Consider the following 22,063-nt stretch of genomic DNA (forward strand, 5'->3'; position numbering starts at 1 on the left):
TTCTTGCGATGACGACCAACGGACAGCCCAAGCCGGGGCAGCGAGTCACGCTGCCCAGCGGTGCGGTCTGGGAGGGAGGGCGGATCGAGGGCACCTCGACCATCACCTTGCCCGGCCGAGGCGCGGTCCTGGTGGATTCCGGTCGCGGCGACCGTGCGAACGCGATCGTGGGCGACCCCACCAGGATCGACGCCGTGGCGCACGCGTTCGCCGCGGCGTTCGGTAGCGTGCCCAAGCTGTTCGAACAGTGGGTCGCCGCGGTCGCGCCGCCGAACGGCGACGAGAACGACGTAGTCAGGGAGACCAGAGTCGTCAGGGTGTCGTCGAAGGCGACCTTCCGTAACCCTGCGGACAATCGCCGCAAGGGTTCTCGTAGCGGAACGGACGATCCGGAGACCGCGCGGCTTCGCGACGACGCGGACGCCGATCTCCCGGAGCCGATCCGGCGGGCCAACGGCGGCCGGGTCGCCGGGCCGGGCGGCCCGCGCGACGATGCGATCCTGGCGCGGCTCTCCGATGGTGAATACGTGGTCAACGCGGCGGCGACGGCGAACGCGCTGCCGCTGCTCGAGGCGATCAACGCGGGTTGGGTGCCATCGCCCGCCTTTCTCGCCGGAATGCTGCCCGGCTTCGCCTCGGGCGGGTTGGTCGGCGATGCCGCGTCCGACACACAACGGTGGCGAGACCTGCTCGCCGGTGGCCTCGCGACGCCGAGCAAGCCGGCAGGCGATTCCCGATGGCAGGACATGGGCGTCTTCGGGTTGGCCGCGGACGCGCTGAACGGCATCGCGAACGCCGCCATGGACGCGGGCGGACGGGCCGGTGCCGCAGTGGGTTCCGCTGTGGCACCGATGTTCGGGCCGGGTGGTGTGCTGAGTTCGCTGCTCGGCACGCCCGGTCCCGCCCAGACCGAGCTCTTCGGCACCCAGCCGGACAGCACAGGCGGTCCGAATCCGCTCATGGCGGCGCTCAGCATCGACCCGGCCGGTTTCCTCGGCGCATCGGGTCCGCTGGCCCGTCTCTTCGGCGGCTCCGGCACCGGCGGTCTTCGTAACGAATTCGACCTGCTCGGCGGCCTTTCCGAAGCGCTCGGTACCGGCATGGTCGACGCCGCGAGCGAAGCGGGCGGCGAGGTCGGCGCGGCGCTCGGCGCCGCGATCGCGCCCGCCCTCGGTCCGGCCGGTGTGCTTGCACCGCAGATCGGCGCCGAGCTCGGCCGCATGGTCGGTTCGAAGTTCGGCGGCAGCCTGTCCGCGGCGATGACGCTGCGAGGTGAGGTCGGTGCGACACAGTCGCCCGAGTACAGCGCGGGCCCCGAGCCGGGAACCGTCATCGAGCGGCCGAGCGGTCAGCAACAGAACCTCGTCCGCTCGAACCCCGCTGCAGCACAGCCGAATACGATCGTCAACGAAAACGGCTCCGGCGAACAAAGTTCCGGATCCGGCTGGCGGGTGATCTGGGACGGCGACGGCAGCAGCGGTGGGATTCCGCTGGAGAACTTCCTCACTGCCCTGCAGAGCGATTCCGCCCAACAGGGCAATCCCGCGCACCAGGGCAACCCAGCGCAGAACCAACCGTCCACCGGTACACCCGGCCTCAGTTCGTTGGCATTGAAATCGTCCGAGTTCACCGCCACACCAGGCGATCTCACCAGTCTCGGCACCGTGGCAGGCGCCCGGCTCGGCAGTGGCATCGGCGAGGCGCTCGCGCCTGCCCTCGGCGCATCCGGTGGCCCGGCGATCCTGGGATCGGAGGTCGGTGGCGCGGCGGGCTCGTGGCTCGGCAGCGTCGCCGCCGCGCTGGCGCCCGTGCTGGACCCGACGGGTCAGTGGGCGGCCGCGTTGGAGGGCCAGCTCGGTGGAGACCTCGACCAGACCCTGTACGGCGCGCTCGCCGAACAGCAGAGTCCGGGCAACTCCAACCAGCAGAATCCCTTCGTCCTCAACCAGGACAAGGTCGGACTCGACGCCCTCAGCGGCGCCATCAGCGGTGGGGCGCAGGGTGGCATCTTCGGCGCCATCAAGGGCGGACTCACCGGTGCCGCCTCGAGCGTCGGCAGCCAGATCGGCGCCGCGATCGGTACCGCGGTGGCGCCCGGGGTGGGCACCGCCATCGGGGGGATGCTCGGCTCCGCCCTCGGGCAGATGGGCGCCGAGACGGTGCTCAAACCCGTCGAACAGGTCATCGGCTTGGCAGCCGGAACGGCAAAAGAGGTGCTCGGCAGCGGTTTCGGCCTTGTCGACCTGGCCAAAGGCCCGGGCGGACGCACCGCCAAGGGCGACATCTACAACTTCAACGGCATGGACCCGAAGAGCGCCGCCATCGCGGTGGAACGGGTTCGTCGGCGCCGCACGCTGGCGCAGCAACGCGGAGGAGGGCTCGGACGATGACCCACCAACTCTTGAACGTCCACGACACGAAGGTGGTCGTCTGGGACGTCAACGGCCGGGTGTGGCACCTGTCCGGTGTGAACGCCGGGCGCGAAGGCGTCCGGCTGTCCACTCAGGCCGGTTTCATGTTCGCGCCCACCCAGCTGCTGGTGTCCGAGGGCGCCCGGCAGGATGGCGCGACGTTCCTGCGTTCGGTGCGATCGAAGAAGGAATGGGACTTCCTGGTCGTGGTCGCCGGCGTGGGCAAACACGCTGCGGCGCACCCGGTCCGGGACTTCCACGCGGTCCACGACGCGTGGTTCCGGGGGTGGTCCACCGACAAACCGGTGACGGTCGGGTACTTCACCAGGCATCAAGGCTGGCGGTTCCAGCACGCGCAGCTCGATGCCGCGCCGGAGGCGATCGGTGACGTGGACCCGGCGCGCAATGCGTTCGCCGTCTACAAGATGTCCGCGGTCGCGATGGACCCGCTGGAGCGCCACTTCGACGAAACATCGATATGGACCAACAGCACCGGATTCGGGGAAGGCGTCGTGCGAGCGCGCAATGCCGCCGATCAACCTGCCTGGCCGCGATACACGATGAACGGTCCTGGTCGCTGGTCGATTCTCGACCCCGTGGACGGCGACGTGACGCGCATGGTGCAGACGCCGACCCTCGCCGCCAATACGACCTTGCGCATCGACACGCATCCGCGCCGACGCACCGCGCGCATCTACACCGCCGGTGACAGCGCAGGAGTCAATGTGTGGGGTCAGCTCGCCGGACGGCGCTGGTTGGCGGAGCTGCCGCCGTGGAGCACCACCGACATCAGAGTCAAGGTGGACGGTGGCAACACCCAGTCCAGCTTGGTTGTCGCGGTTACCCCCCGATCCTCCAGGCCGTTCTGATGAGTACACCGACATGGGATCCGCTCGCCGAATCGCGCCGGATGGACGCGGCGCACCGCGACGAACAGGAGCAGTGGCGCAATCCGGCTGTGCTGGTTCGTTATTGGGACAAGTTCATGCGCGAGGTCGGCGAGGAACACAGCTATCTCTCGCTCGAATTCACCTATCCCCGCAATGCCGCGGGCGGACTGAAGATGATCTGCCCGCGCGACATGGTGCACTTCGACCACCTGTTCAACAACGAAGACGGCGAAGACGCGACCATCCCGATCACCGTGAACACCAGAGGTTTTCGCTGGGACGGTTACATCACCAAGGCGTCGATCGTGCGCGACGAGCACGGTGTGGAGACGGTCGACATCGAGGCCATCCACTGCTGGAACCACATAGCCACGATCTGCTGCTGGGCCAGCCCGTTCGCGCCGATCCTCGCGCAGTTCCCGCGCCATCACATCCTGTTCGGACCGGCACGCAGCCTCATCACGACCTACCTCACCACCAACCTGATGCGCCTGCAAGCGCCCGGTTGGGCGCCGCCGGGCACGGCGGACGACCCGAACTGGGCGGGTGTAGGCAATTCGCTGTTCCCGATCGCGGTCGTCCCGGTCGATCCGTTGACCGACACCAGCCGCTGGAATGCCGCGTCGGCCCGGTTCGACATGGCGGACAAGTTGTTCGGACCGATCCTGGAGGACTCCGGCGTCAATCTGACGGCTCGGTTCTTTCTCCCGGGTGAGGACGAGCAGCCCGCCCCGGACTGGTTCTATCTGGAACGGCCGACGGTGGTGCTGGAGACGGTCGACAAGTCGGGCGTCACCGGCCCGACGGGCAAGTTGATGGACGGAATCATCTCGTGGATCGAGGAATTCACCGACGACGGCACCACGCCGATCCGCTACCCCGTGTTCGACTCCACCACCGAGTACCAGGCCGTCTACGGACATCGGGGTAGGCTCGGCACGACCAAAAACTTCCCGTGGGTGTGGTACTTCGAGGGTGAATACTCGGGGATCGGACCTTCGGAAGTCGCGTTGCACAAGCCGACCGCCACCGACGTCATCATCGGCGGCAGGTCCCCCGGCTGGGTGAACGCGGGCATCGAGATCGCGATCAAGGGCCTGCTGGGGTTGTTCGGCCTGGACTGGCTGTACCGCGGCCAGCTCAACGACGTCTTCCTGGCCTGGATGGTCTATCGGGACATGCGGCGCGTCGAACGCGCGGGACCGTATGCCTTCCGCGAGCTGTACATCACCGGCAGTGACAAGGCCTTCACGCTGGACGGCCTCGTCGCGGGTCTGCAAGGCCTGCACCTCACCCGGGGCTACACCAGCAAGCGCGTCACCGTCGAGGACAACGCGCCGTACATCCTCGGCACCGACTTCGAGTTGGGTGACCAGATCGGTTTCGTGCTCGGCAAGCACATCTTCACCGACTACGTCACAGAGTTGACCTTCGTCGACGACCGTGAGACCTCCGCGAAATGGCAGATCGTGGTAGGCGACGGTTCCGACGAAGAGGACTCGACGATCAAGGCCTGGCAGCGCCTCGGCCGTGTCGCCGCCGCCATCAAGGATCTCGCCACCGACGTCGGCGCCGATCTCGACCTGCTCATCTTCTGAGCCTTCGAACAGGAGAATCCATGGCGGACATCAGTTTTCCCGCCCACATCACCGTACGTCGGGAGACCGACGTCGACGGTCTGCCCATTCTGACCGCACAGACCGAGCTCACCGACGACGTGGCCGCACTTCCGCTGCCGCCAGGCCCCAAGGGCGAGCCCGGGCCGCGGGGCCGACCGCGCTCCACCTTTCGCAAGATGGGCGAGATCGCCGACGTGGCCGCCCGGCCCGCTGGTCTCGGCGCCGACGACCGAGGCAAGTGGTGGCACCGGCTCGACGACAACGGGATGGACGTGTGGACCGGCGCCGGATGGCGGCATTCGCCGGACGCGGTCGGCCCGCGCGGTCCGGTCGCCGTAGCGAACGCGATTACCGTCGGTCCGGCCGAGCACAACGAGAGCCGGACCGTGCCGGCCGCCGAATTCACCGGCCAGGGGGCCGAGCAGCGGCTCGACGTCACCGTTCCGGCAGGCGAACGCGGCCCGAAGGGGCCCCCTGGTGTCTCGGGCACAATCACCGAATCGCCGGACTACGACTCGACGTCGGTGCCCGGCCGCGGAGCGGTCTTCGCGTACCACCGGGCGGGTCGGAAGTTCCGCCCGGTGCCTGCGCCGCTCGGTACCGGGCCATGGTCCTGGTATCAGGAGGATTTCGTCGCCGAACACGTGGCGGCGACCAGCCGGATCGAGGCCGGTACGTTCACGGTTCCGGCGCAGCCGTTCGAATGGCGGCCCGTCGTGTACGGGCACGGCTACTCCTATTCCCCCAACACCGGCTCACAAGGCGCCGAGATCGTGGTGCGACTGCACCACGCCCAAGGTCAGATCGTCGGGACCGGCGCGGCCGGCTCCGGCGGCTGGATGTACATGCCGATCCTGCCTTGCTATCGCGACGGAAGTACGACGAAGGCGATGGGCCCTACCTCGGATTTCGCCATCGTGCCCGCGGGGCAACCGGCCAACTTCGTCGTCGCGGTTGAGCGAACCGGAAACGGTACCGGCAACATCGGCTTCAAGAACACGCGAGCATCGCTGGTCGTGTTCGCCCGACCCATCGAATGAGGTGACATGTCCACCGTAGGAGACTATTTCGCGTCGACCGCGATCCGCGGTATCGACGAGGGCATCGGGAAACCCGGTGTGGTGCAGTCGATGCACGGCACCCCGAACGACGGCTCGCTCGAGCTGATGACCGGAAGCCCTGGCCCGCAGGGAGAAGCGGGAGACGCCGCTCGGCCGTTTCGTTGGGAAGGCGACATCGCCGACCACGCGGCGCTGACGGCTTTGACGGCCAAATTGACCACGGCACACGCGGGTAAGGCGTGGCGGGTTCTCGCGTCCGACGCACTTGTGTACTGGAACGGTACGAGTTTCGACACGTTCACGGAAGCGTTCGGTGCGTCCGGGCCCGATGGTGAAACGTGCACCGTCAGTATCGGCACGGTCGATACCGGCCCCGTCGGTTCCGAACTCCAGGTCACCGTCGTCGGCGCGCCGCCCCAATTGACGCTCAACCTGACGGTTCCGCGAGGAGTGAAGGGGCGCAAGGGCGAGCGCGGTGGGCCCGGGCCGATACGAAACGCCCCCGACTATGTCGATGGCGTCCATACCGATCGTGTGGTTCCGGTGTGGGACGACACGATCGGGAAGTGGAAACCGCGCCCGTACCCGGGATTGCGCGGACCTTGGTCCATTGTGGAGGGTCAGGCGTGGGATGGCGGCGCGGGCTTCGTTCCTTCGCAGCTGAACATTTCGTCGCCGACCAAAACCGTTGCGCAGCTCAATATTCCAGCCCAGGACACGGCTTGGCGGCCGATCCTCACGGGGGGAGTCGTTGTCGGCACCACTGAGGCCGCGGATCAATTCACCACCCGCGTCGACGCGGAAGTGCGCATCGGCGCCGCCGACGGACCGATCGTCGCCCTCGGCGCGGGCATGGTGACCGGCGCGGACACGTACAACCGATTCCAGCCGTTCTACGCGACGCGCGGCCTCACGCCGGACAGCACGGTCGGCGTGGTGCCCGCGGGCCAGCCGGTGACGCTGTACGTGGTGCTGAGCCGCAACGCGGGCAGTGCCAATTACGACTACTCCATGTCGCGCGCTCGGATCGTGTGCATGGCTCGACCCGCGGGGGCGCTGTGACCATGGAAAATCAGACGAACGACGCGCAGACCGTCTTCGACGACGATGTCGCGATCACCATGCACGGTGTCGCCGACTCGGTGGGGCTGCCGTACACCGTGAATTCGCTAGAGCTGGTCGATCGCGAAGCGCTGATCGAGCTGCGCGAGGGGCCCGCGGGACCGATCGGTCCGGAGGGTGCCGCAGCGTGGCCGTGGCAGTGGGAAGGTGACGTCGCCGACGTTGCGGCGCTGACCGCACTCGGCCTGACGACCGCTGACGCACGTAAGGCATGGCGTGTCATCGCCGAAAATGCCATCTACTTCTGGACCGGCCTCGAATTCATCGCCTTCGACAACGCGTTCGGCAGAGCGGGAAAGCGGGGTACGGCCAACCAGCTCACCGCAACGGCCGTTGCGGGAGCGCCCGGATCGTCCGCGGCAGCGCAGATCACCGGCAGCGCGCCGAACCAACAGCTGGAAATCACCTTTCCGCGCGGAACGGCGGGTGATGTGGGCGACCCCGGCGCCGCGGGACGCATCCAGGACGCTTGGGATGTCTCGATCGATGGAGAGGACTCGCTCGGTGAGGGCTTCGTGCTGCGCTGGGACGCGGCGGCACAGAAGTTTCGGCCCGCGCCGAACCCGCGTCTCGGCGGCTCCTGGATCATCGGTGAGAAGCAATTCGCCGACATCTCCAATATCAGCGAAGCTTCCAAAGTCGTTGCGGCCATCACCGTTCCGGCGCAACCGGCGGCATGGCGGCCGATCGTCGAAGGCGCCGTGATCGTCAGCGCGCAGAACGGCACGCGCTGCGATGTGGAGGTCAGGATCGGCCAGCCCGACACCGGTGAACTCGTCGGCTACGGCTGGGGACATTCCATCAGCGCACTGGCCTACGTGACGTTGAACGCGGTGTACGAATACCCGATGCAGCCCGGAGCTACCGCCGCCGTGGTGTCCGCGAATCAGACCGTCACTCTCTACGTGGCGGTTCGGCGGGTGGTCGGCGGGGGAACCTACACGGTTCGCTCGAATTACTCGCACCTCATGGTGCAGGCGCAGCCGCTCTGAGGCTTTCGCGCCCTCTCGTTTGCCGGCGCACGCGCCGTCGGTACTTCTCCGATCTGGCATGCCGTTGGGCTGCCCCATGTCCGAAAGGCATTGATCCATGGCTGATCTGCCCCCTTTGAAGTACGGCAAGGTCGTCGGGCGTTTCCTCGCCAACGTCATCGACGGGCCCGACCTGGGCGACCATCCCGAATTCCTGCCGCTGACCGGCACCGTCACATTCACCGCCGACGCGCCGAAAGTCCTGGTAGCGCAGGCCGTTCCCGCACCGGCCACCTACGTGCAGTTGCCGAAGCACTACGAATGCCCCCTCGACGAATTCGGCTATCTGACCTGGCGTGGCAAGCGCGGCGTGCGCCTGGTGGCACCGAACGCCGACACCAATCCTGCCGCGTGGACCTGGCGGGTGTCCTTCGAGCTGTCCTACGACGGCGAGCGGGTGCCGATGGAGTCGTTCAGTTTCACTGTCCCCGAATATGTTCCGGGCCCGAACGCGGAGAATCCGGACGTCGACTCGACCGGTTTGGTCGACCTGACGCTGGTCTCGCCGGTTCCGGGCTCCGCGGGTAATGCCGTCGTCGTGGGCCCTAGGGGTGCGGGAATCCAGATCGACGGCCAAGCCGCGACTTACGCGCAGTTGCCCGTGTCGCCCGCCGAGGGTGCCCAGTACGTGGTGCAGGCCGACGGTCTGCTCTACGTCTACCACGCCGCCGCGGGCGGGTGGACGCCGAATGGTCAGGGCGTGGTCATCCGCGGGCCCGCCGGAACTACGCAATGGTCGGGTATCACCGGGAAACCGGCCACCTTCCCGCCGACCATCGGTGACACCGCGATTACCGCTGTGGCGGGGGACGACCCGCGTCTGACCAACGCGCGCACGCCCACTTCCCACACCCACCCGGCGAACCAGATCTCCGATTCGTCGGCGCTGGGACGTTCGGTGCTGACCGCTGCCGACGCCGCTGCCGCGCGCACCGCGCTCGCGGCTGTCGCGAACACCGATCCTCGGTTGTCCGACGCCCGCACCCCGACGGCGGCGGGCCAGGCCTACGACATCGCCTTCAAATCGCACAGCGGCCTGCGCGTCGTGGGTGCGGGCAACACGATGCCGGAGGGGCTGCGGATCGAGCGACCGATCAAGATCACGGCGGTGACCTACCGCGGCGAGACCGCCGGCACCGGCAACCTGGTGGTCGAGCTGCGGAAGAACGGCTCGGCGGTCAGCGGAACCACCGCCACCGTCGCGGCGGCCAACCATGCGCTCGACACCACCGTGACGGGTGATTGGAACTTCGCCGCGGGAGACCGGCTCACGGTGCACATCACCACGGCGGACAATCCCGCAGGGCGCGGGCTGCAAGCGTCGCTCAAAGGGGTGACGTTGTGATGCCCGGGTTGCAGTTGGGTGGGCCGTTTTTCGTGCCGCCCCAGGAGGAGCCGTCGGGTCCGCCGCCGGGGGGAACGCCTGAGTGGGCGACGGTGGAGTCGGGGTACCCGGGTGCGATGGTGCCGGAGCAGCCTTCCGAGCCGGAGCCGGAGCCGGAGCCGGAGCCGGAGCCGGAGCCGGAGCCGGAGCCGGAGCCCGAGCCCGAGCAGCCCACTGAATTCGAGCAGCCGACCGAGCCGCAGCAGGGCGAGGAGTCGACTGACGCGACCGATGGCGCTATCGGATCGGAGTTCGTGGAGGTGAGTGACTGATGCCGCATTTGGTCGTCAACGCCAGCGGATTCGCGCCCTCCTCCATGACGAAGAGCGGGGCGGGGGGTATGGGCGCCCCCAGCCAGTGGAACGTCGTCGCCGGATGGACGGCGGATCCGGCCTATCCGGGTTCGACGGTCTCCGGCAACGGTTTGCGCGCACAAGGCAGTGCCGTCGCGACGATTTCGGCCGTGCTGCCGTTCTCGGGCGCCGGCACGAGCGGTAACCACCAAGCACGACTGCTGGTCAACAACGTCGTGGTGGCGACGGGGCCGGTCGTCACCGGGACGGCGGGAACGATGACCGTGAGCGCGTCAGTGGCCGTCACGGCGGACGATCCGGTGACGGTCGAGACCACACACGACATCACCTTCTCCGGTTGGCAGGCCAGCATCACCGCTGGCGCGGGCACCTACGTGCGCATCATCTGACGCGCCCCTCGTGTCCACGGCGGCGTCAGGCGACGCCACCGCCCGCAAGCGGGTCGTCATTCGGTGTCGTCTCCGTCGGCGTGGACATCAATTTTTCGACGCTGGCACGGCCCGCCCGGCGCCGCCATTGCGGTGAAACGGGTGCGCCGACGAAGTCCCTCGCGCAACAGCGCGGTGGTGAGTACGGCAGGGAGCTTCTTCACCTGCCCTGATCATGAGAGTTGTTCATGACGAAAATTGCTTGCATCGTTGTCCTCCCCAACTCGGAGTGGACCAGCATCGAGGGATAGCGACAGCTTCCCGCCCAACTCGCCCTCGGGCGAATAGCAGGTGATGCCGCCCCGGCGAAGTTCTCGTCCGGGGCGGTATTTCGTTTCAGGAAAGGCAGAGCAGTCATGTCTTGGACCGGTGATCCGGTATGGCTCGCCGAAGTCCTCCGGGCGGAGGGCCTTCGCGTGGTCGAGTTTCCCGGCTGGCGCGAGCGCGGGCACGGGGATTTCGGCGAGATCTGGGGCATCATCGCCCACCACACCGGCGGATCGAACACCCCGGCCTCCGAAATCGCCTATGGCTTCCCACATTTGGCTGGACCGCTGTCGCAGCTGCACCTGGCGAAGGACGGGACCGTGACGGTAGTGGCCGTCGGCGTGGCCTGGCACGCGGGGCGCGGCCGGTGGCCTGGTCTACCGGAGGACAACGCGAATTTCCACACGATCGGCATCGAAGCGGCGAACAACGGCACCGAGGGTTGGTCGCGAGAGCAGTACGACGCCTACGTCGGCTGCTGTTCGGCCATCCTGCGCCAGCTCGGGCACGGCGCCGACCGGGTGATCGGCCACAAGGAATGGGCCGGGCCGAAGCAGGGCAAGTGGGACCCCGGTGCCATGGATATGGACAGATTCCGCGCGGATGTCGCGGAACGATTGAAAGGCGGTGTGCTGATGGCACTTTCCGACCTCGAGCAGCGGGAGCTGCTGGACAAGCTACGTCGCGTGCACCACGAACTGACCTACGGATTCCAGTCGCGGGTCGCCGATTCGGCCTACCGCGACACGTTGGCCGGATATGTGTTGAATTCCGACGCCTCGGATTACCGCACAGAGCAGCGCTTGAAGGCGCTGGAGCTCAAGCTCGATCAGCTGCTGTCGGCGCGGGAAGGTACACAGTAATGCGGATGAGCAGACTTCCCGAACCCGCACTCGTCCGTTCGGTGCTCGTCGCCATCACAGGCCTCGTCGCGTTCTTCCTCGGACGCGAAATCGACACCGCCTGGATCGAATCCGTGCTCATCATCTACGGCCTCTTCACACCGGTGCTCGCCGGTCTCCTCATCCGTCCCGCGGTCACACCGATCGCCGATCGGACAGCGAGCGACGAATGACCGCGCCGTGGCTGAGCCCCGAGCTCGTGCAAGCGGCTGGTGTGGCGCTGGCTTCCGTCATCGGCGCCGTGACGGCCTGGCAGGCGCGCGAGGTCACGAAACTGCGCGCCCGCGTCGAAACACTGGAAAACCAAGCGCTGGACGACAAACGGCGCTTCCGCGACGCGATCCGCCTGATCCGTGCCCTTCAACAGCACATCGATGAACTGCGTGGATTCCTGCGTCTTCATGTCCCGGGCCAGGAGCCGCCGGAGGCGCGGTACAAGGTTCCTGAATCCTTGCAGGAAGAAATCTGACAAGGTCCTGCATCCTACGCATCTGCGTCGACATCATGTGCGCACCTCTATCCCACATTCGAATCGTGGTGTAGCAGGCGGACAGTCGTTCAGTCCGACGCCCTGACCGGCCCTGGTTTTCGAACGAAGCTCGGAAGACCTTCATTCTCGGCAGTCCCGTGACAGCTGCCAACGATCGCTCGGACTCTGCCGCGCGCGGCGCTATTCCGGCGATTCCCCCGCCAGGACATGTCAGTCGGCGGGCATGGACCTCTTATTACGTTGCGCTCGCCCCTTTGCGGTGAGTGAGCAACGACCAGCCGGGGCAGCAGCCCATCCTGCGCTCGAACGCGATCTCGAAATCTGTGAGGTGTCATCGTGGTGAGTCCCACTGTAGAAACCGATCTTTCATGGGTCAGCCGCCGTACAACCTGGTTCACGCAAGTCACTCCCTACCCAATGGCCGGGCTATCCGATACTGCCGCGAATCCAAAGGTCTTCGATTTTCATGGGATGACCCCATCCAGCGCCGCACGGAAGCTGGAGCGAATCGATGCCGCCAGAGACATGATGCTTTCCGCGGAGACCATCAGAACCGACTTACCAGTTCCCGCTGCTCCGATCGGCCATCCGTCGGTCGAATTCATCAATCACGAGACGGAAACCACCGTTCCCGAACGCGTCGAACGACACAAGCTCGACATCCTCGAGGAAAAACGCAAACGAGCAGACGAGAAGCGCAACCGGCAACAGCCAGCGCCGCCCAGTATGCCGTCGGCGCCAACCTCTGAGGTTGATAAGCCGGTCGCCCCGGCTACCACGGCTCCCACGCCGGCTCCCGGTTCCTCCTTGCTGGACATGCCCGAGACCACCGGGCGGGCACCGGGCGACTCGTGGACCGGGACGATGCCCGACAACCGCCCCGTCACATACACCATCCCCGATGGGAATGGTGCAAACACGGTCGATCTCGAGATTCAGAACCCCGACGGCACGGTCGATCGGTGGCGAATCGCTCGGAATGACCTGGGCGGATTGAAGCACTGGCACGACGACGCCAATGGGAGTTCCTCGTATGGCGAAAGACCGACCGCGGACGGTGACTGGTACTTTCAGAGTTTCCGCCCCGGAGCCTCGACATCCGGCGCGCCAAGCAGCGAGTTCACGGCGAAAGCGGATCTAAGCCAGGTCTATACGCCGTCCTACGACTCGTACGGCAACTACCTCGGCACCGACGTCGGCGTACTGAACGAGCGCGGCCTGTACGACAACCAACACGTCGATCTCTACCAGAACACGACGTTCACCAGAACGGTGCCGAACGCCGCCGGAGGCCTCGACAGCATTCTGGTGGGCCGAGTCGACAACACCGGTCACGGTTGGTGGGCAGACGAACTCGATCGCCGTTGGGACGTGTACGTCGACGACAACGGTAACCCCGCGCGGCGACGGTACGACCCGGCCACCCAACACCGGAGTTTTGTCTACCGGGAGGGCGCCAACACAAAGCACGACACCATCGATTCATCCGGTCGCATCGTGGACTCGTTGACCTTCGGCCCGGAAAACCAACTGCTCGCTTCGCTTTCACGTTCCAACGGCCTGTTGATTCAGGGCAAACCTGGGAACAACGGTGAACTCGAATTCACTTTCCGCGATGAGCAGGACGACCGCCGAGGCCGCCTGACCTACCTTCCCAACAACGGGATGCGTTTGTACTACGACGACTACGAGGTGGTCGAGTACGACGCCACAGGCCAGGAAGTCAAGCGCTACAACAGGATCGGCGACCGCTCCGTCGAGGACTGGCTGGCCGCCGAAGCGAAAACGGCCTTCTTGCGCGCCGCGGGCGGCGCGGCCGAAGGCATCGGCGGCCTGACGGGCGCCAACAGCTACATCAACATGGTCGGCGAGGCAATCGGCTACAACCCGCACCTAGCCACTCGGGATGAAGTACTGACCGGGCTCGAGCAGGGTTTGGGGTCCTTCTACCAAGCTACCCGATACTTCCACCTGGTCTCTCTGCATGAACTCACCATGTACCGCGCAGGTAATCAGAGCTTGTCGGAGACACTCGGCAACATCCGCCCCAGCTTCCTCGCAGTGGCCAACGAGGAGTCCAAACTCCTCATCGGTACCGACTGGAGCGGGTTCTCGGACAATCCTGGTGCAGCCCTTGGCAGCTCGGCATTCGGCATCGCCTCCTGGGTTACCCCGGCCAAGGTCCCCAGGGTTCTCAAAAGTGCTCCTGGGCGCGCAACCGACATGCTCGTGCCGCCTACTTCTTCTTCGTTCACTCGTTGGCTCAACGATCCGCCAGACCCGAATACCTCGGCTGCGCGTCCTACTGCCGACATGGCCGATACAGGACGGGTGGCTGTTGTCCCGGGCAGTGCGGAGGCCGCAATCACCCCGGCACGGACCTTCGCCGCAATCGACAAGATCCCGCCGATAGTCCAGCGAGCTGTCGACAGCGGTACGGCGCCATTGCGTGCGCTTCCAGGCTTCGCAAAAAACAGCATAGCAATGATGCGAAGTGCCTCTATCGAGGTTGTTATTGATTCGGTAGCGGCAGTGGAGAGAGTGGTTCGCCGACCGGTGGTGGCGCCCGCCGGTTTTCCGAGAGGTTTCGCTACGAGCGAGACCCCGCTGGCAGATATATTGTCGGCAAAATTCAACGCCGCGCAAAATGCTGCCGGTAACGGAGGTACGCTCTCGGGCGGCCGCAATCCTGTGGTCAACAAGGTGCCGGCCGATAAGTCGAAAAAGAAGCGCGGCATTCCTCTGTCGATTCGCAGAATATTGGATAGAGGGAACGAGTTCGATCGTATTCGCTGGCCATATTACATCAGCCGCGGCGGCGCTAACGAAGTACATGTGGGCCCGCCGACTGCACGAAAACAGTACAGGCGGCTCGACTCCTACATTCCAGGGCAGGAGCTGGTTTCGCGGAAGCATACGCAACTCGGATACGTCGAGTTCAAGACAGTGGCAAGTTATCTGAGAGAATTTCACACCCACTACAGGCCAGGTACAAGAATCGCAGATACGCCTTCGAATCGCGCGACACTCGATGCCTCGGAAATTGGCCGTGGGCTACGAGGAAGTATGTATCTCGAGGTCCCTCCGCAGATGTTCAGAATTCCTGACGAAGTATTCGATCTCGCCCGCACTTTGAACATTACTATTCGAGATTCTAATGGTAAGATCTATCGCAAGGGAGAGAAGTAAGGAAGGGAGTCGAAGTGGACAGTTGGGAAGCAGTCGTGTATTGCAACCGTTGGAATTTTACTGAACATCAGCCCATAACTAAATATAAAGAACCGGTGGCGCGCAGTCGTCATCAAGCTCGCAAGATGTACTCCGTTGCCTTATTCTCCTCTTCTCGCGCTGCGGTGCCAGATGTTGTGCTCGAAATAAATTTGGATTACGCCCACGCGGGCGTCTGGTTCTTTGACGAGCATGGGCGACAGATTCTCAATTATGCTTTTTTGGAGGTTGTACCTGGTCGGCTATTTCTTGAAGATATGATGGAGTATACTTATCCCGATGATGGAGCCGAAACTCTTTCAGGTGCGGTGCGACTCGATCGCATCGTCTTCTCCGTCGACGGTATTGCCAGAGAAACGGTAATCGATCACATCGAGCAGACGCGCGAAACGATCGACCGCAGTGGTGTGGATGTCTCGGGGTTGTGGGAGCAAACGCCTGCTTTTGGAGACTGGAAATCGCTCGCCCGGTGGGACCGGCTCGGGAAATGAGTCATGTCAAAGGAAATTGGGCGCTGGCTCAGGCGTTGCTGCCGGCGCTCGCCACCGCACTGGCGGCCGAAGACGTGCCGATCTCGGTGCGCACCGTATCCGGGTCTGTCCAGTGAACGGCTCTGTCCCACTTTCGGTGGTGATCAGGTGTCGGTGACGGCACGATGTGCCTGTGTGTTTGGTGCATGTGCCTGCCGTCGTTTTTTCGGGGTTGCGCCCCTTGGTGGCTTCGCTGAGGGGCTGCCTGTTCCTCGGGAGAACGCAGATGGCAGCTGGACTATCAACTTGCGAATGCACGCGGGGTGGCGTGCGGTTGACTTCGAAGCCAAGGCTCGCTATCTCCATTGGCTGGGTGAGCAAGGAAAACTGGTTAAAGTCGACAAGGTTGGAACTCGTTCAAGTAAGGTTGATTCGTGGCGCACTGCCAAATAGAAAGATATTCTTCGAGGTTGAGAGTCGGGTCGAGCTAGAGAAAAGTATCGCCGAGCTGGATCGCCAACAGATAGATCATGCACATGATCTGCAACTCGGTGGAAAGGACCAGCATCAGAATATGTGGGCAATCGACGCGGCCACCAACCACGGGATGGGCGGGCAGATCAACTCGCAGTTGGCGAGAGTTCTGGACGGCGGTGCTAGGATCAAGATTCACATCATTCGTTGAGACGGTAGACGTTCCGGCGTGGAGTATTGCATTCGTGACAAGTCACCTGCTTGAAAGATTGATCTGCTACGCGACATCAACGCCGTTGCGGTAGTCGCTGAGCGTTATGAACTAGAAGACTCCGACCACCGAGCCGCAACTCGACGACGACGGCGAGGTGATGGATGTGACTCCTTGGATGAAGCTTGGCGAGGAGCAGGCCAACGACTGAGAGACCGTGGGCAGTCCCCAGATCGCCAAGGGTCTCCTGCGATGGTTAGTGCGGATGTCGACGTGGCGTCTGACGCCCCGAGGTCCGCGGAATTCGCCGGGGTCGGTAAGCGTGGTTCGACCGCGCTGTCAGCCAGGGCTACGCGGGCGGTTTCGCGTCGCTGGCCACCGATCGCGGTGTGCCGTCGACGGGGCACCCGCAGCCCGCAGCCGATGTTGCCTTGGGCATTTGCGATCTTGCGACCGGGCCGCCGTACGGGTCAGGTCATATACGAAGCGCCCTGCGAAACCGCGGACGTTCGATTCAGCCGCGCTGGTGGGGGTCGGTGAAACGCCTCGGCGCAGCATGCGCATAACTGCCCACACCACAACCCGGTAGGCGAGGACAGCGGGCACGACGACCAGCAGCACTATGCGCAGTGTCACCACCACGGCGCTGACGGTGAGGAAGGCAAGGCCCAGGCCGTCGGGCGAACCGAACCCGTGTCGTGCCGACAACGCCGCCAAGACCGGATGCAGGGCGAGGTACAGCGCGAACAGGATCATCGGTATGCGGACCAGTTTCCACCCGGCGCGCAGATGGGAGGTGTCGGGCAGTCTCATGGCGCGAGCTCCGGCCCGGAGGTGAGGAAGGCGAGCAGTAGGGCGTTGCCGATCACCCCGCCGGTCGCGAAACGCAAGCGGGGCCCGCTTCGCAGTGGCAGGCCGAAGAGGTCGGTGGTGCGGAACAGGCGAGTGAACATGTCGCGGTGACCGAAGGCGCGGGCCGGGGCGAGCGCGAAACCGGTTGCGGAGATGGATATTCCGAGTATCAGGGGGCCGCTGTCCATATCCCCGGCGCCGTGATGGCCGTCGCCGTATTCGTGGATCGCGCTGAAGCCGAGGACACTTCGTTCCTGGCGGAACAAGACGGTCGCCAACTCCTCGGCGAGTGCCCGGTCCGCGAAGCCGGCGAAGTAGGCCGCGAGTCCGGTTCCGGAAGCGCGTGGGGCGTCGTGTGGCTTTCCGTCGACGCCCATGCGTTGCACCACCAGCCCGGTGCCCCGATCGATTTGTACCGCGCGTACCTGCTGCGCCCAGTGCGCGAGGACCGCCTTGTGGTCGATGCCGGTCGCGCGGCCGTGTACCGCGATCGCGGCGGCGACGGCTGCCACGTCGGTGGGGTAGGCCTCGCCGGGGAAGGTGTCGAGCAGGCCGGTCGGCGAGGCGAGCAGGCGCCGCTCGAAGGAGGCGATCAGCGCGTCGTGGCGGTTCGCGAGGTCGGACGGGAACGCAGGATCGACGAGGCGCGCCATCCCGAGCGCGAGGGCTGGATAGGAGAGGTAGGCATGGCCGTTCGGGCTGTCGAGCTCCGCCAAACCGTCCGCGCCGTGCCAGGCCGAGGTGAACTCGGTGCGCATCTCGGGTAACAGACTTTTGGCTGCCGCGCGAGTCACTATGGGGGCGTAGCGTTCCCGCAATTCGGGGTGCTCCAGACATATCTGCGCCAGTCCCAGTGCCGTCATCTGATGCGCGAGCAGCCCCCACATTTCGGCGAGACCCTCTTCCGAGCCGGTGGCGCGCCGATGATCGTCATCGGCTTCGAAGGCCACCAATTCCTCGGCGAGGCCACGCACTCGTGCAGGGTCCCCGCGGTACCACTCGTCGGCGTCACGACCGCACCACCACCTCGGCAGCAAGCTCGCGATCATTACCGCGACAACGATGCCGATCACAATCGCGAAGGGACGGCGAAACTCGTGTAACCGACGCGCCGGGCCGGTCGGACTCCCCATGATCCGAATCTACTGGAGCCGCTCACGGACACTCCGGTCGCGGACAGCAATTCGCGTCCATCGTGCGGCCAGGGGATGGTCTTGGGTATGTACCCGATCGAAGGGTGATTATGGACTTGGTGAAGGCGCTGTCCTCGGGTTCGTCGGGGACCGGCACCCAGTAGGCGTCGCGCGACGACGTGCCCCGTCTCCCCCTGGGAGGCGGGGCTTTTCGCGTTCCGGGTCGGGTACGCGCCTCGGAGAAGGCCTTACCAGTTCCTTCCAATCGCGAGCTTCAGGCCGAAGCTTGCAGATTGCATGAGACGCGGTTTGCGATTACGCGCGTATTCTTCGCGCGTTTTCCCAGGTGGAACGTTACAGATCAATGTTGTGTGATAGATCTCACTGGGCCTATGCGGGTTGTGGTGAGCCCGCAATACTGCGGTCTTGCGATGCGGTGAACGTCGGGCGTCAGTGCCCGGTTCGGATTATCGAGTGCGTACCGCAAATCTCGGTTCAGATGCCGAAATGCTCGTCCTATCGCCTGGTAGAGCGACTTCTGAAAGTGCCTTTCCACTTCGTTTGCCCGCTGTTCTGCCACTGACTCCAGTCGCGAGTCGGCGAATTGTGAATCTTTCATCTCGGGCATATCGCAAAATTCGAGTTACTCGCATCTCATCGAATTGTGACGTGTTCCTCGTTAACACTCGGACCCCTGTGATAGAACAATCTCGTCGGCCACCAGGAGGTCGCCGACGGGGAAACTTCTTCCAAGGGGACTGTTTCAAGATGAAGATCATTCGTTCGTTCGGGTTCGCTTTCGCCGCCGCTGCCGGCATCGTGCTGGCCGGTTCCGGCCTCGCCACCGCGGACGACACGGGCTCGGCCGAGTCGCTGACCACGCTGGCCGAGCTGCTGGCGACGGGTTCGGCGGGGGAGACGAAGCCGACCGGGAATGAAACCGGGACCGGTTCGGCCGAGTCGTTGGCGCCGCTGCTCGAGCTGCTGGCGACGGGTTCGGCGGGGGAGACGAAGCCGACCGGGAATGAAACCGGGACCGGTTCGGCCGAGTCGCTGGCCCCGCTGCTCGAGCTCCTCGCCACCGGTTCCGCCGGTGGTGGCGACGCGACGGAGTAATCCCGGCGACGAGCCGCGTAGTAGGCCTGCCGCCGACGCGCGACGCCTCAACCCGACGCCAACGCGACGCGGATCCTGGCACCGACGCCGCGGTCACCTCGGCACCGATCCGACGCGGCAGCCCCGGCGCCAACGCGACGCGGATCCTGGCACCGACGCCGCGGTCACCTCGGCACCGATCCGACGCGTTAGCCCCGGCGCCAATGCGCCGCGGTAGCCCCGGCGCCAACGCGACGCGGTAGACCCGGCGCCGACCCGGCACAGTGAAGCCGATCGTCAATCGACGCGGAAACCTCGCCACCGCAACCACCAACAAGAATTGCCCCGCCTCCTCCGAGGCGGGGCAATTTTTCATTTCGAGCCAACCGTGCGAGTTCGCCGGAAACCGTACTCGCGAAACCTCGGATTACCACCTATCGAATCACCTGGATCGGATGTCGCCGTACCCATGATTCCGTTCGGAACGAACGTTTGCCAGGACCGGTGACATCCGGCACGCATCCCGCCATCGCGCAGGGGGCGGCATCGCCGCAGGTCAGCACAGAAATGCTGGTAGAACCGCACACCGCCGCACTTCACTCGGAAGTCCCCGCGCGGGTGAACTACTCGTAACTGATCATTTGCGCTGCGTTCATCATCACGTCGCGACACGCAAATCTGCCGTGATAGACATAGGCCCGCGTCGGCCGCAGCGTGTTGCCGACGAGAGCTTTCGAGGGAAGAGAAGAATTCGATGAGCAAGATTCGTGTGCTCGGCATCGCTGTGGTCGCCGCCGGTATCGTCCTTGGTGGTTCCGGCGTGGCGTCGGCGGAAACCCCGACCGGCTCGGCCGCCGGTTCGTCCAACTTCGCCACCGGCCTGTCCAACCTGCTGAGCACCGGCTCGGGCGGCGTGAAGCCGCTGCCGACCTCGACCGAGGCTCCGACCGGTTCCGCCGCGGGTTCGTCGAACTTCGCCACCGGCCTGTCCCGGCTGCTGAGCACCGGCTCCGGCGGCGTGAAGCCGCTGCCGGTCGCGGACGGCTACCCCAACCCCTGGCTGGACGGCTGGGGCGCCGGTTCCTCCAACCTGCTCAACGGCCTCGGCCGACTGATCGGCACCGGTTCGGCGGGCTGATCGGCACCGGTTCGGCGGGCGGATCGGCACCGGCTCGGCGGGCTGATCGGCACCGGTTCGGCGGGCGGATCGCCATCGGTTCGGCCGACAGATCCGCACCGGCTCGGCCGGCTGATCGCCATCGGTTCGTCGGGCTGATCGCCTCCGACCCGGGTGGCGCGAGGCCGCGGCCATGATCGCGGCAATCGGCAAGTACCCATCGCGTGCGACAACTTGCGTGCCGAGCAGACCGCGTCGCGCGTGGTGGGCCGACTCGCGTCCGTCCAATCGCATCGCACAGCACCAACAGCGATCGCACCTCAAACATGCAAGAGCGGCCCGGAAACCCGGGCCGCTCTTGCATTTCCACACCCCTACAGCGGCGTCTTCATCAACACGACGTTGTACTGCGTGTGCACCGTCAGCAGGAAGTACAGATCCGACCCGGTCTGATACGGGAAGATCATCGGCGCGTACGCGGTCGGCAGCGACGCCGCCTCGACCAGCACCCGCGGCGCGCTCCACGGCCCCTCCGGCGACGAAGCCGTGCGCATCACAACGGAATTCGTCGGATCGGTGGTCAGCATGACGAACTGACCGAGGTGCTCGTTCCACATCACCGAGAGCTCGGCGACGCCGTCCACGATCGGCGCGGAGGCCATGGCGTCGTTCGGCTTCCAGGCGCCGCCGTCCCAGTACTCGTAGGAGTCGATGTTGGCGATGTCGGCTTCCCTTGTCCGCGAGACGAACCCGGGGTTGTTGCGGCCCGCTGCGGTGCCGTAGCGGTAGACGTAGCCGTCGTGCTTCAGGAAGGCGTTCTGCTGGAAGCGCTCGTGCCCGTCCACGTTCGCGCGGCGGGTGTTGGTGAGCGGCGCCCAGGTCTGGCCGCCGTCACCGGAGACGGCGAGGGTGGCGAAGTTGGTGTGCCACTTGCCGTGATCGCCCCACTCCCGCACCGACATCAGGCTCATGTACTGCACGCCGCCCACCGAAATGCCCGCGGTTGGAATGAGACTGATCTCGATGCCGGGAATCTTGGGGCTCGGCAACGGATTCGGCACGACGCCGTCGTAGAAGATGCCACCGGACGGATCCTTGGTCGTGCTGCGGAACAGCACGTTCGAGGTCCACGCCCACATGCTGCCCGCGAGCAGGTTCGGTATGCCGAGCCCGGCGCTGTCGCCGAAGGCGGTGATCATCCGGCCGCTGCCGTCGTCCCACATGATGCCGAGGTCGGTGCCGAGCACGTTGACGTTCTGCGTCCGGTTCGGGCTGTCCATGCCGGTCATCTGGAAGACGGCCTTGGTCGGCCCGGGCAGCTGCGGTAGTCCGCGCCAGCCGTTGAGCACCGGGATCGGGTTGACGTTGTTCGGATCGGCGGCGGCGGGGCCTGCCAGCACGACCGTGCACGCCGCGGCGACGGCCCCGGCTCTGGCGAATGCGGACAGCGATCGTTTCATCCCGGACGGATCCCTTCTGTGGCGCGCGTCTGCCCCGAACATTCTGCCTGCCCGTTGCGCATTCGGGGCAAGAGTGGAGCTGTGGGGCCGGACACGCCGCAGCC

At 65.4% G+C, this 22,063-nt stretch carries 20 protein-coding genes; 17 read left to right on the top strand and 3 right to left on the bottom strand.

What is annotated here, in order from left to right; genetic code table 11:
- The first annotated feature begins 8 nt into the window (after positions 1 to 8).
- From ABZV58_RS03225 to ABZV58_RS03295, 15 genes are all read left to right on the top strand, one after another.
- The gene (locus ABZV58_RS03225; protein ID WP_354998523.1) at positions 9 to 2,390 is read left to right on the top strand and encodes a hypothetical protein; all 2,382 of its coding nucleotides are present in this window, start codon (positions 9 to 11) and stop codon (positions 2,388 to 2,390) included.
- Positions 2,387 to 3,280: a phage tail protein gene (locus ABZV58_RS03230; protein WP_354998524.1), complete on the top strand. Its 894-nt coding sequence runs from the start codon at positions 2,387 to 2,389 to the stop codon at positions 3,278 to 3,280. The genes ABZV58_RS03225 and ABZV58_RS03230 overlap by 4 nt, the downstream gene beginning before the upstream one ends.
- Positions 3,280 to 4,899 carry a phage tail protein gene (locus ABZV58_RS03235; RefSeq protein WP_354998525.1) on the top strand — a complete coding sequence of 540 codons (1,620 nt, stop codon included), beginning with the start codon at positions 3,280 to 3,282 and terminating at the stop codon, positions 4,897 to 4,899. The genes ABZV58_RS03230 and ABZV58_RS03235 overlap by 1 nt, the downstream gene beginning before the upstream one ends.
- A gap of 20 nt (positions 4,900 to 4,919) precedes the next feature.
- Positions 4,920 to 5,960, top strand: a complete 1,041-nt coding sequence (locus ABZV58_RS03240) for a hypothetical protein (RefSeq protein ID WP_354998526.1) — start codon at positions 4,920 to 4,922, stop codon at positions 5,958 to 5,960.
- A 6-nt stretch (positions 5,961 to 5,966) separates the two neighbouring features.
- The gene (locus ABZV58_RS03245) at positions 5,967 to 7,043 is read left to right on the top strand and encodes a hypothetical protein (RefSeq protein ID WP_354998527.1); all 1,077 of its coding nucleotides are present in this window, start codon (positions 5,967 to 5,969) and stop codon (positions 7,041 to 7,043) included.
- 2 nt (positions 7,044 to 7,045) lie between these two features.
- Entirely contained in the window at positions 7,046 to 8,095 is a 1,050-nt protein-coding gene (locus tag ABZV58_RS03250) for a hypothetical protein (RefSeq protein ID WP_354998528.1), read from the top strand.
- Positions 8,096 to 8,192: 97 nt separating this feature from the next.
- Entirely contained in the window at positions 8,193 to 9,479 is a 1,287-nt protein-coding gene (locus ABZV58_RS03255) for a hypothetical protein (RefSeq protein ID WP_354998529.1), read from the top strand.
- The gene (locus tag ABZV58_RS03260; RefSeq protein WP_354998530.1) at positions 9,479 to 9,790 is read left to right on the top strand and encodes a hypothetical protein; all 312 of its coding nucleotides are present in this window, start codon (positions 9,479 to 9,481) and stop codon (positions 9,788 to 9,790) included. Before ABZV58_RS03255 ends, ABZV58_RS03260 begins: the two co-directional genes overlap by 1 nt.
- Positions 9,790 to 10,221: a hypothetical protein gene (locus tag ABZV58_RS03265; RefSeq protein ID WP_354998531.1), complete on the top strand. Its 432-nt coding sequence runs from the start codon at positions 9,790 to 9,792 to the stop codon at positions 10,219 to 10,221. The genes ABZV58_RS03260 and ABZV58_RS03265 overlap by 1 nt, the downstream gene beginning before the upstream one ends.
- Before the next feature lie 395 nt (positions 10,222 to 10,616).
- A complete protein-coding gene (locus tag ABZV58_RS03270) occupies positions 10,617 to 11,390 on the top strand; it encodes an N-acetylmuramoyl-L-alanine amidase (protein WP_354998532.1) in 774 nt (257 codons plus the stop codon).
- A gap of 5 nt (positions 11,391 to 11,395) precedes the next feature.
- On the top strand, positions 11,396 to 11,602 hold the full coding sequence (locus ABZV58_RS03275; protein WP_354998533.1) for a hypothetical protein: 207 nt from the start codon (positions 11,396 to 11,398) through the stop codon (positions 11,600 to 11,602).
- Entirely contained in the window at positions 11,599 to 11,898 is a 300-nt protein-coding gene (locus ABZV58_RS03280) for a hypothetical protein (RefSeq protein ID WP_354998534.1), read from the top strand. Before ABZV58_RS03275 ends, ABZV58_RS03280 begins: the two co-directional genes overlap by 4 nt.
- 360 nt (positions 11,899 to 12,258) lie before the next feature.
- The gene (locus ABZV58_RS03285; protein ID WP_354998535.1) at positions 12,259 to 15,108 is read left to right on the top strand and encodes a hypothetical protein; all 2,850 of its coding nucleotides are present in this window, start codon (positions 12,259 to 12,261) and stop codon (positions 15,106 to 15,108) included.
- A 14-nt stretch (positions 15,109 to 15,122) separates the two neighbouring features.
- Positions 15,123 to 15,638 (top strand): hypothetical protein, encoded by a 516-nt coding sequence (locus ABZV58_RS03290; protein ID WP_354998536.1) that lies wholly within the window; start codon positions 15,123 to 15,125, stop codon positions 15,636 to 15,638.
- Between the two features lie 352 nt (positions 15,639 to 15,990).
- Complete coding sequence (locus tag ABZV58_RS03295) at positions 15,991 to 16,302, top strand: hypothetical protein (RefSeq protein WP_354998537.1); 312 nt, start codon at positions 15,991 to 15,993, stop codon at positions 16,300 to 16,302.
- Between the two features lie 339 nt (positions 16,303 to 16,641).
- Here ABZV58_RS03295 and ABZV58_RS03300 read toward each other — a convergent pair whose 3' ends face one another.
- The gene (locus ABZV58_RS03300) at positions 16,642 to 17,115 is read right to left on the bottom strand and encodes a hypothetical protein (RefSeq protein WP_354998538.1); all 474 of its coding nucleotides are present in this window, start codon (positions 17,113 to 17,115) and stop codon (positions 16,642 to 16,644) included.
- A complete protein-coding gene (locus ABZV58_RS03305; RefSeq protein WP_354998539.1) occupies positions 17,112 to 18,128 on the bottom strand; it encodes a hypothetical protein in 1,017 nt (338 codons plus the stop codon). Before ABZV58_RS03305 ends, ABZV58_RS03300 begins: the two co-directional genes overlap by 4 nt.
- Before the next feature lie 927 nt (positions 18,129 to 19,055).
- Between ABZV58_RS03305 and ABZV58_RS03310 the strand changes: the two genes are divergently transcribed.
- Entirely contained in the window at positions 19,056 to 19,403 is a 348-nt protein-coding gene (locus ABZV58_RS03310) for a hypothetical protein (RefSeq protein ID WP_354998540.1), read from the top strand.
- A gap of 733 nt (positions 19,404 to 20,136) precedes the next feature.
- Positions 20,137 to 20,520 carry a hypothetical protein gene (locus ABZV58_RS03315; RefSeq protein ID WP_354998541.1) on the top strand — a complete coding sequence of 128 codons (384 nt, stop codon included), beginning with the start codon at positions 20,137 to 20,139 and terminating at the stop codon, positions 20,518 to 20,520.
- Positions 20,521 to 20,873: 353 nt separating this feature from the next.
- On the opposite strand, the gene ABZV58_RS03320 is transcribed toward ABZV58_RS03315, so the two are convergent.
- The gene (locus tag ABZV58_RS03320) at positions 20,874 to 21,959 is read right to left on the bottom strand and encodes a DUF4185 domain-containing protein (protein ID WP_354998542.1); all 1,086 of its coding nucleotides are present in this window, start codon (positions 21,957 to 21,959) and stop codon (positions 20,874 to 20,876) included.
- Positions 21,960 to 22,063: the final 104 nt, after the last annotated feature.

Source organism: Nocardia sp. NPDC004654 (assembly GCF_040609595.1).
In the GTDB taxonomy this organism is placed as follows: domain Bacteria; phylum Actinomycetota; class Actinomycetes; order Mycobacteriales; family Mycobacteriaceae; genus Nocardia.

Excerpts from the sequence above, each read along its gene's own strand:
- ABZV58_RS03225 (WP_354998523.1), top strand. The coding sequence starts at position 9 with ATGACGACCAACGGACAGCCCAAGCCGGGGCAGCGAGTCACGCTGCCC.
- ABZV58_RS03230 (WP_354998524.1), top strand. The coding sequence starts at position 2,387 with ATGACCCACCAACTCTTGAACGTCCACGACACGAAGGTGGTCGTCTGG.
- ABZV58_RS03235 (WP_354998525.1), top strand. The coding sequence starts at position 3,280 with ATGAGTACACCGACATGGGATCCGCTCGCCGAATCGCGCCGGATGGAC.
- ABZV58_RS03240 (WP_354998526.1), top strand. The coding sequence starts at position 4,920 with ATGGCGGACATCAGTTTTCCCGCCCACATCACCGTACGTCGGGAGACC.
- ABZV58_RS03245 (WP_354998527.1), top strand. The coding sequence starts at position 5,967 with ATGTCCACCGTAGGAGACTATTTCGCGTCGACCGCGATCCGCGGTATC.
- ABZV58_RS03250 (WP_354998528.1), top strand. The coding sequence starts at position 7,046 with ATGGAAAATCAGACGAACGACGCGCAGACCGTCTTCGACGACGATGTC.
- ABZV58_RS03255 (WP_354998529.1), top strand. The coding sequence starts at position 8,193 with ATGGCTGATCTGCCCCCTTTGAAGTACGGCAAGGTCGTCGGGCGTTTC.
- ABZV58_RS03260 (WP_354998530.1), top strand. The coding sequence starts at position 9,479 with ATGCCCGGGTTGCAGTTGGGTGGGCCGTTTTTCGTGCCGCCCCAGGAG.
- ABZV58_RS03265 (WP_354998531.1), top strand. The coding sequence starts at position 9,790 with ATGCCGCATTTGGTCGTCAACGCCAGCGGATTCGCGCCCTCCTCCATG.
- ABZV58_RS03270 (WP_354998532.1), top strand. The coding sequence starts at position 10,617 with ATGTCTTGGACCGGTGATCCGGTATGGCTCGCCGAAGTCCTCCGGGCG.
- ABZV58_RS03275 (WP_354998533.1), top strand. The coding sequence starts at position 11,396 with ATGAGCAGACTTCCCGAACCCGCACTCGTCCGTTCGGTGCTCGTCGCC.
- ABZV58_RS03280 (WP_354998534.1), top strand. The coding sequence starts at position 11,599 with ATGACCGCGCCGTGGCTGAGCCCCGAGCTCGTGCAAGCGGCTGGTGTG.
- ABZV58_RS03300 (WP_354998538.1), bottom strand. The coding sequence starts at position 17,115 with ATGAGACTGCCCGACACCTCCCATCTGCGCGCCGGGTGGAAACTGGTC.
- ABZV58_RS03310 (WP_354998540.1), top strand. The coding sequence starts at position 19,056 with ATGAAGATCATTCGTTCGTTCGGGTTCGCTTTCGCCGCCGCTGCCGGC.
- ABZV58_RS03315 (WP_354998541.1), top strand. The coding sequence starts at position 20,137 with ATGAGCAAGATTCGTGTGCTCGGCATCGCTGTGGTCGCCGCCGGTATC.
- ABZV58_RS03320 (WP_354998542.1), bottom strand. The coding sequence starts at position 21,959 with ATGAAACGATCGCTGTCCGCATTCGCCAGAGCCGGGGCCGTCGCCGCG.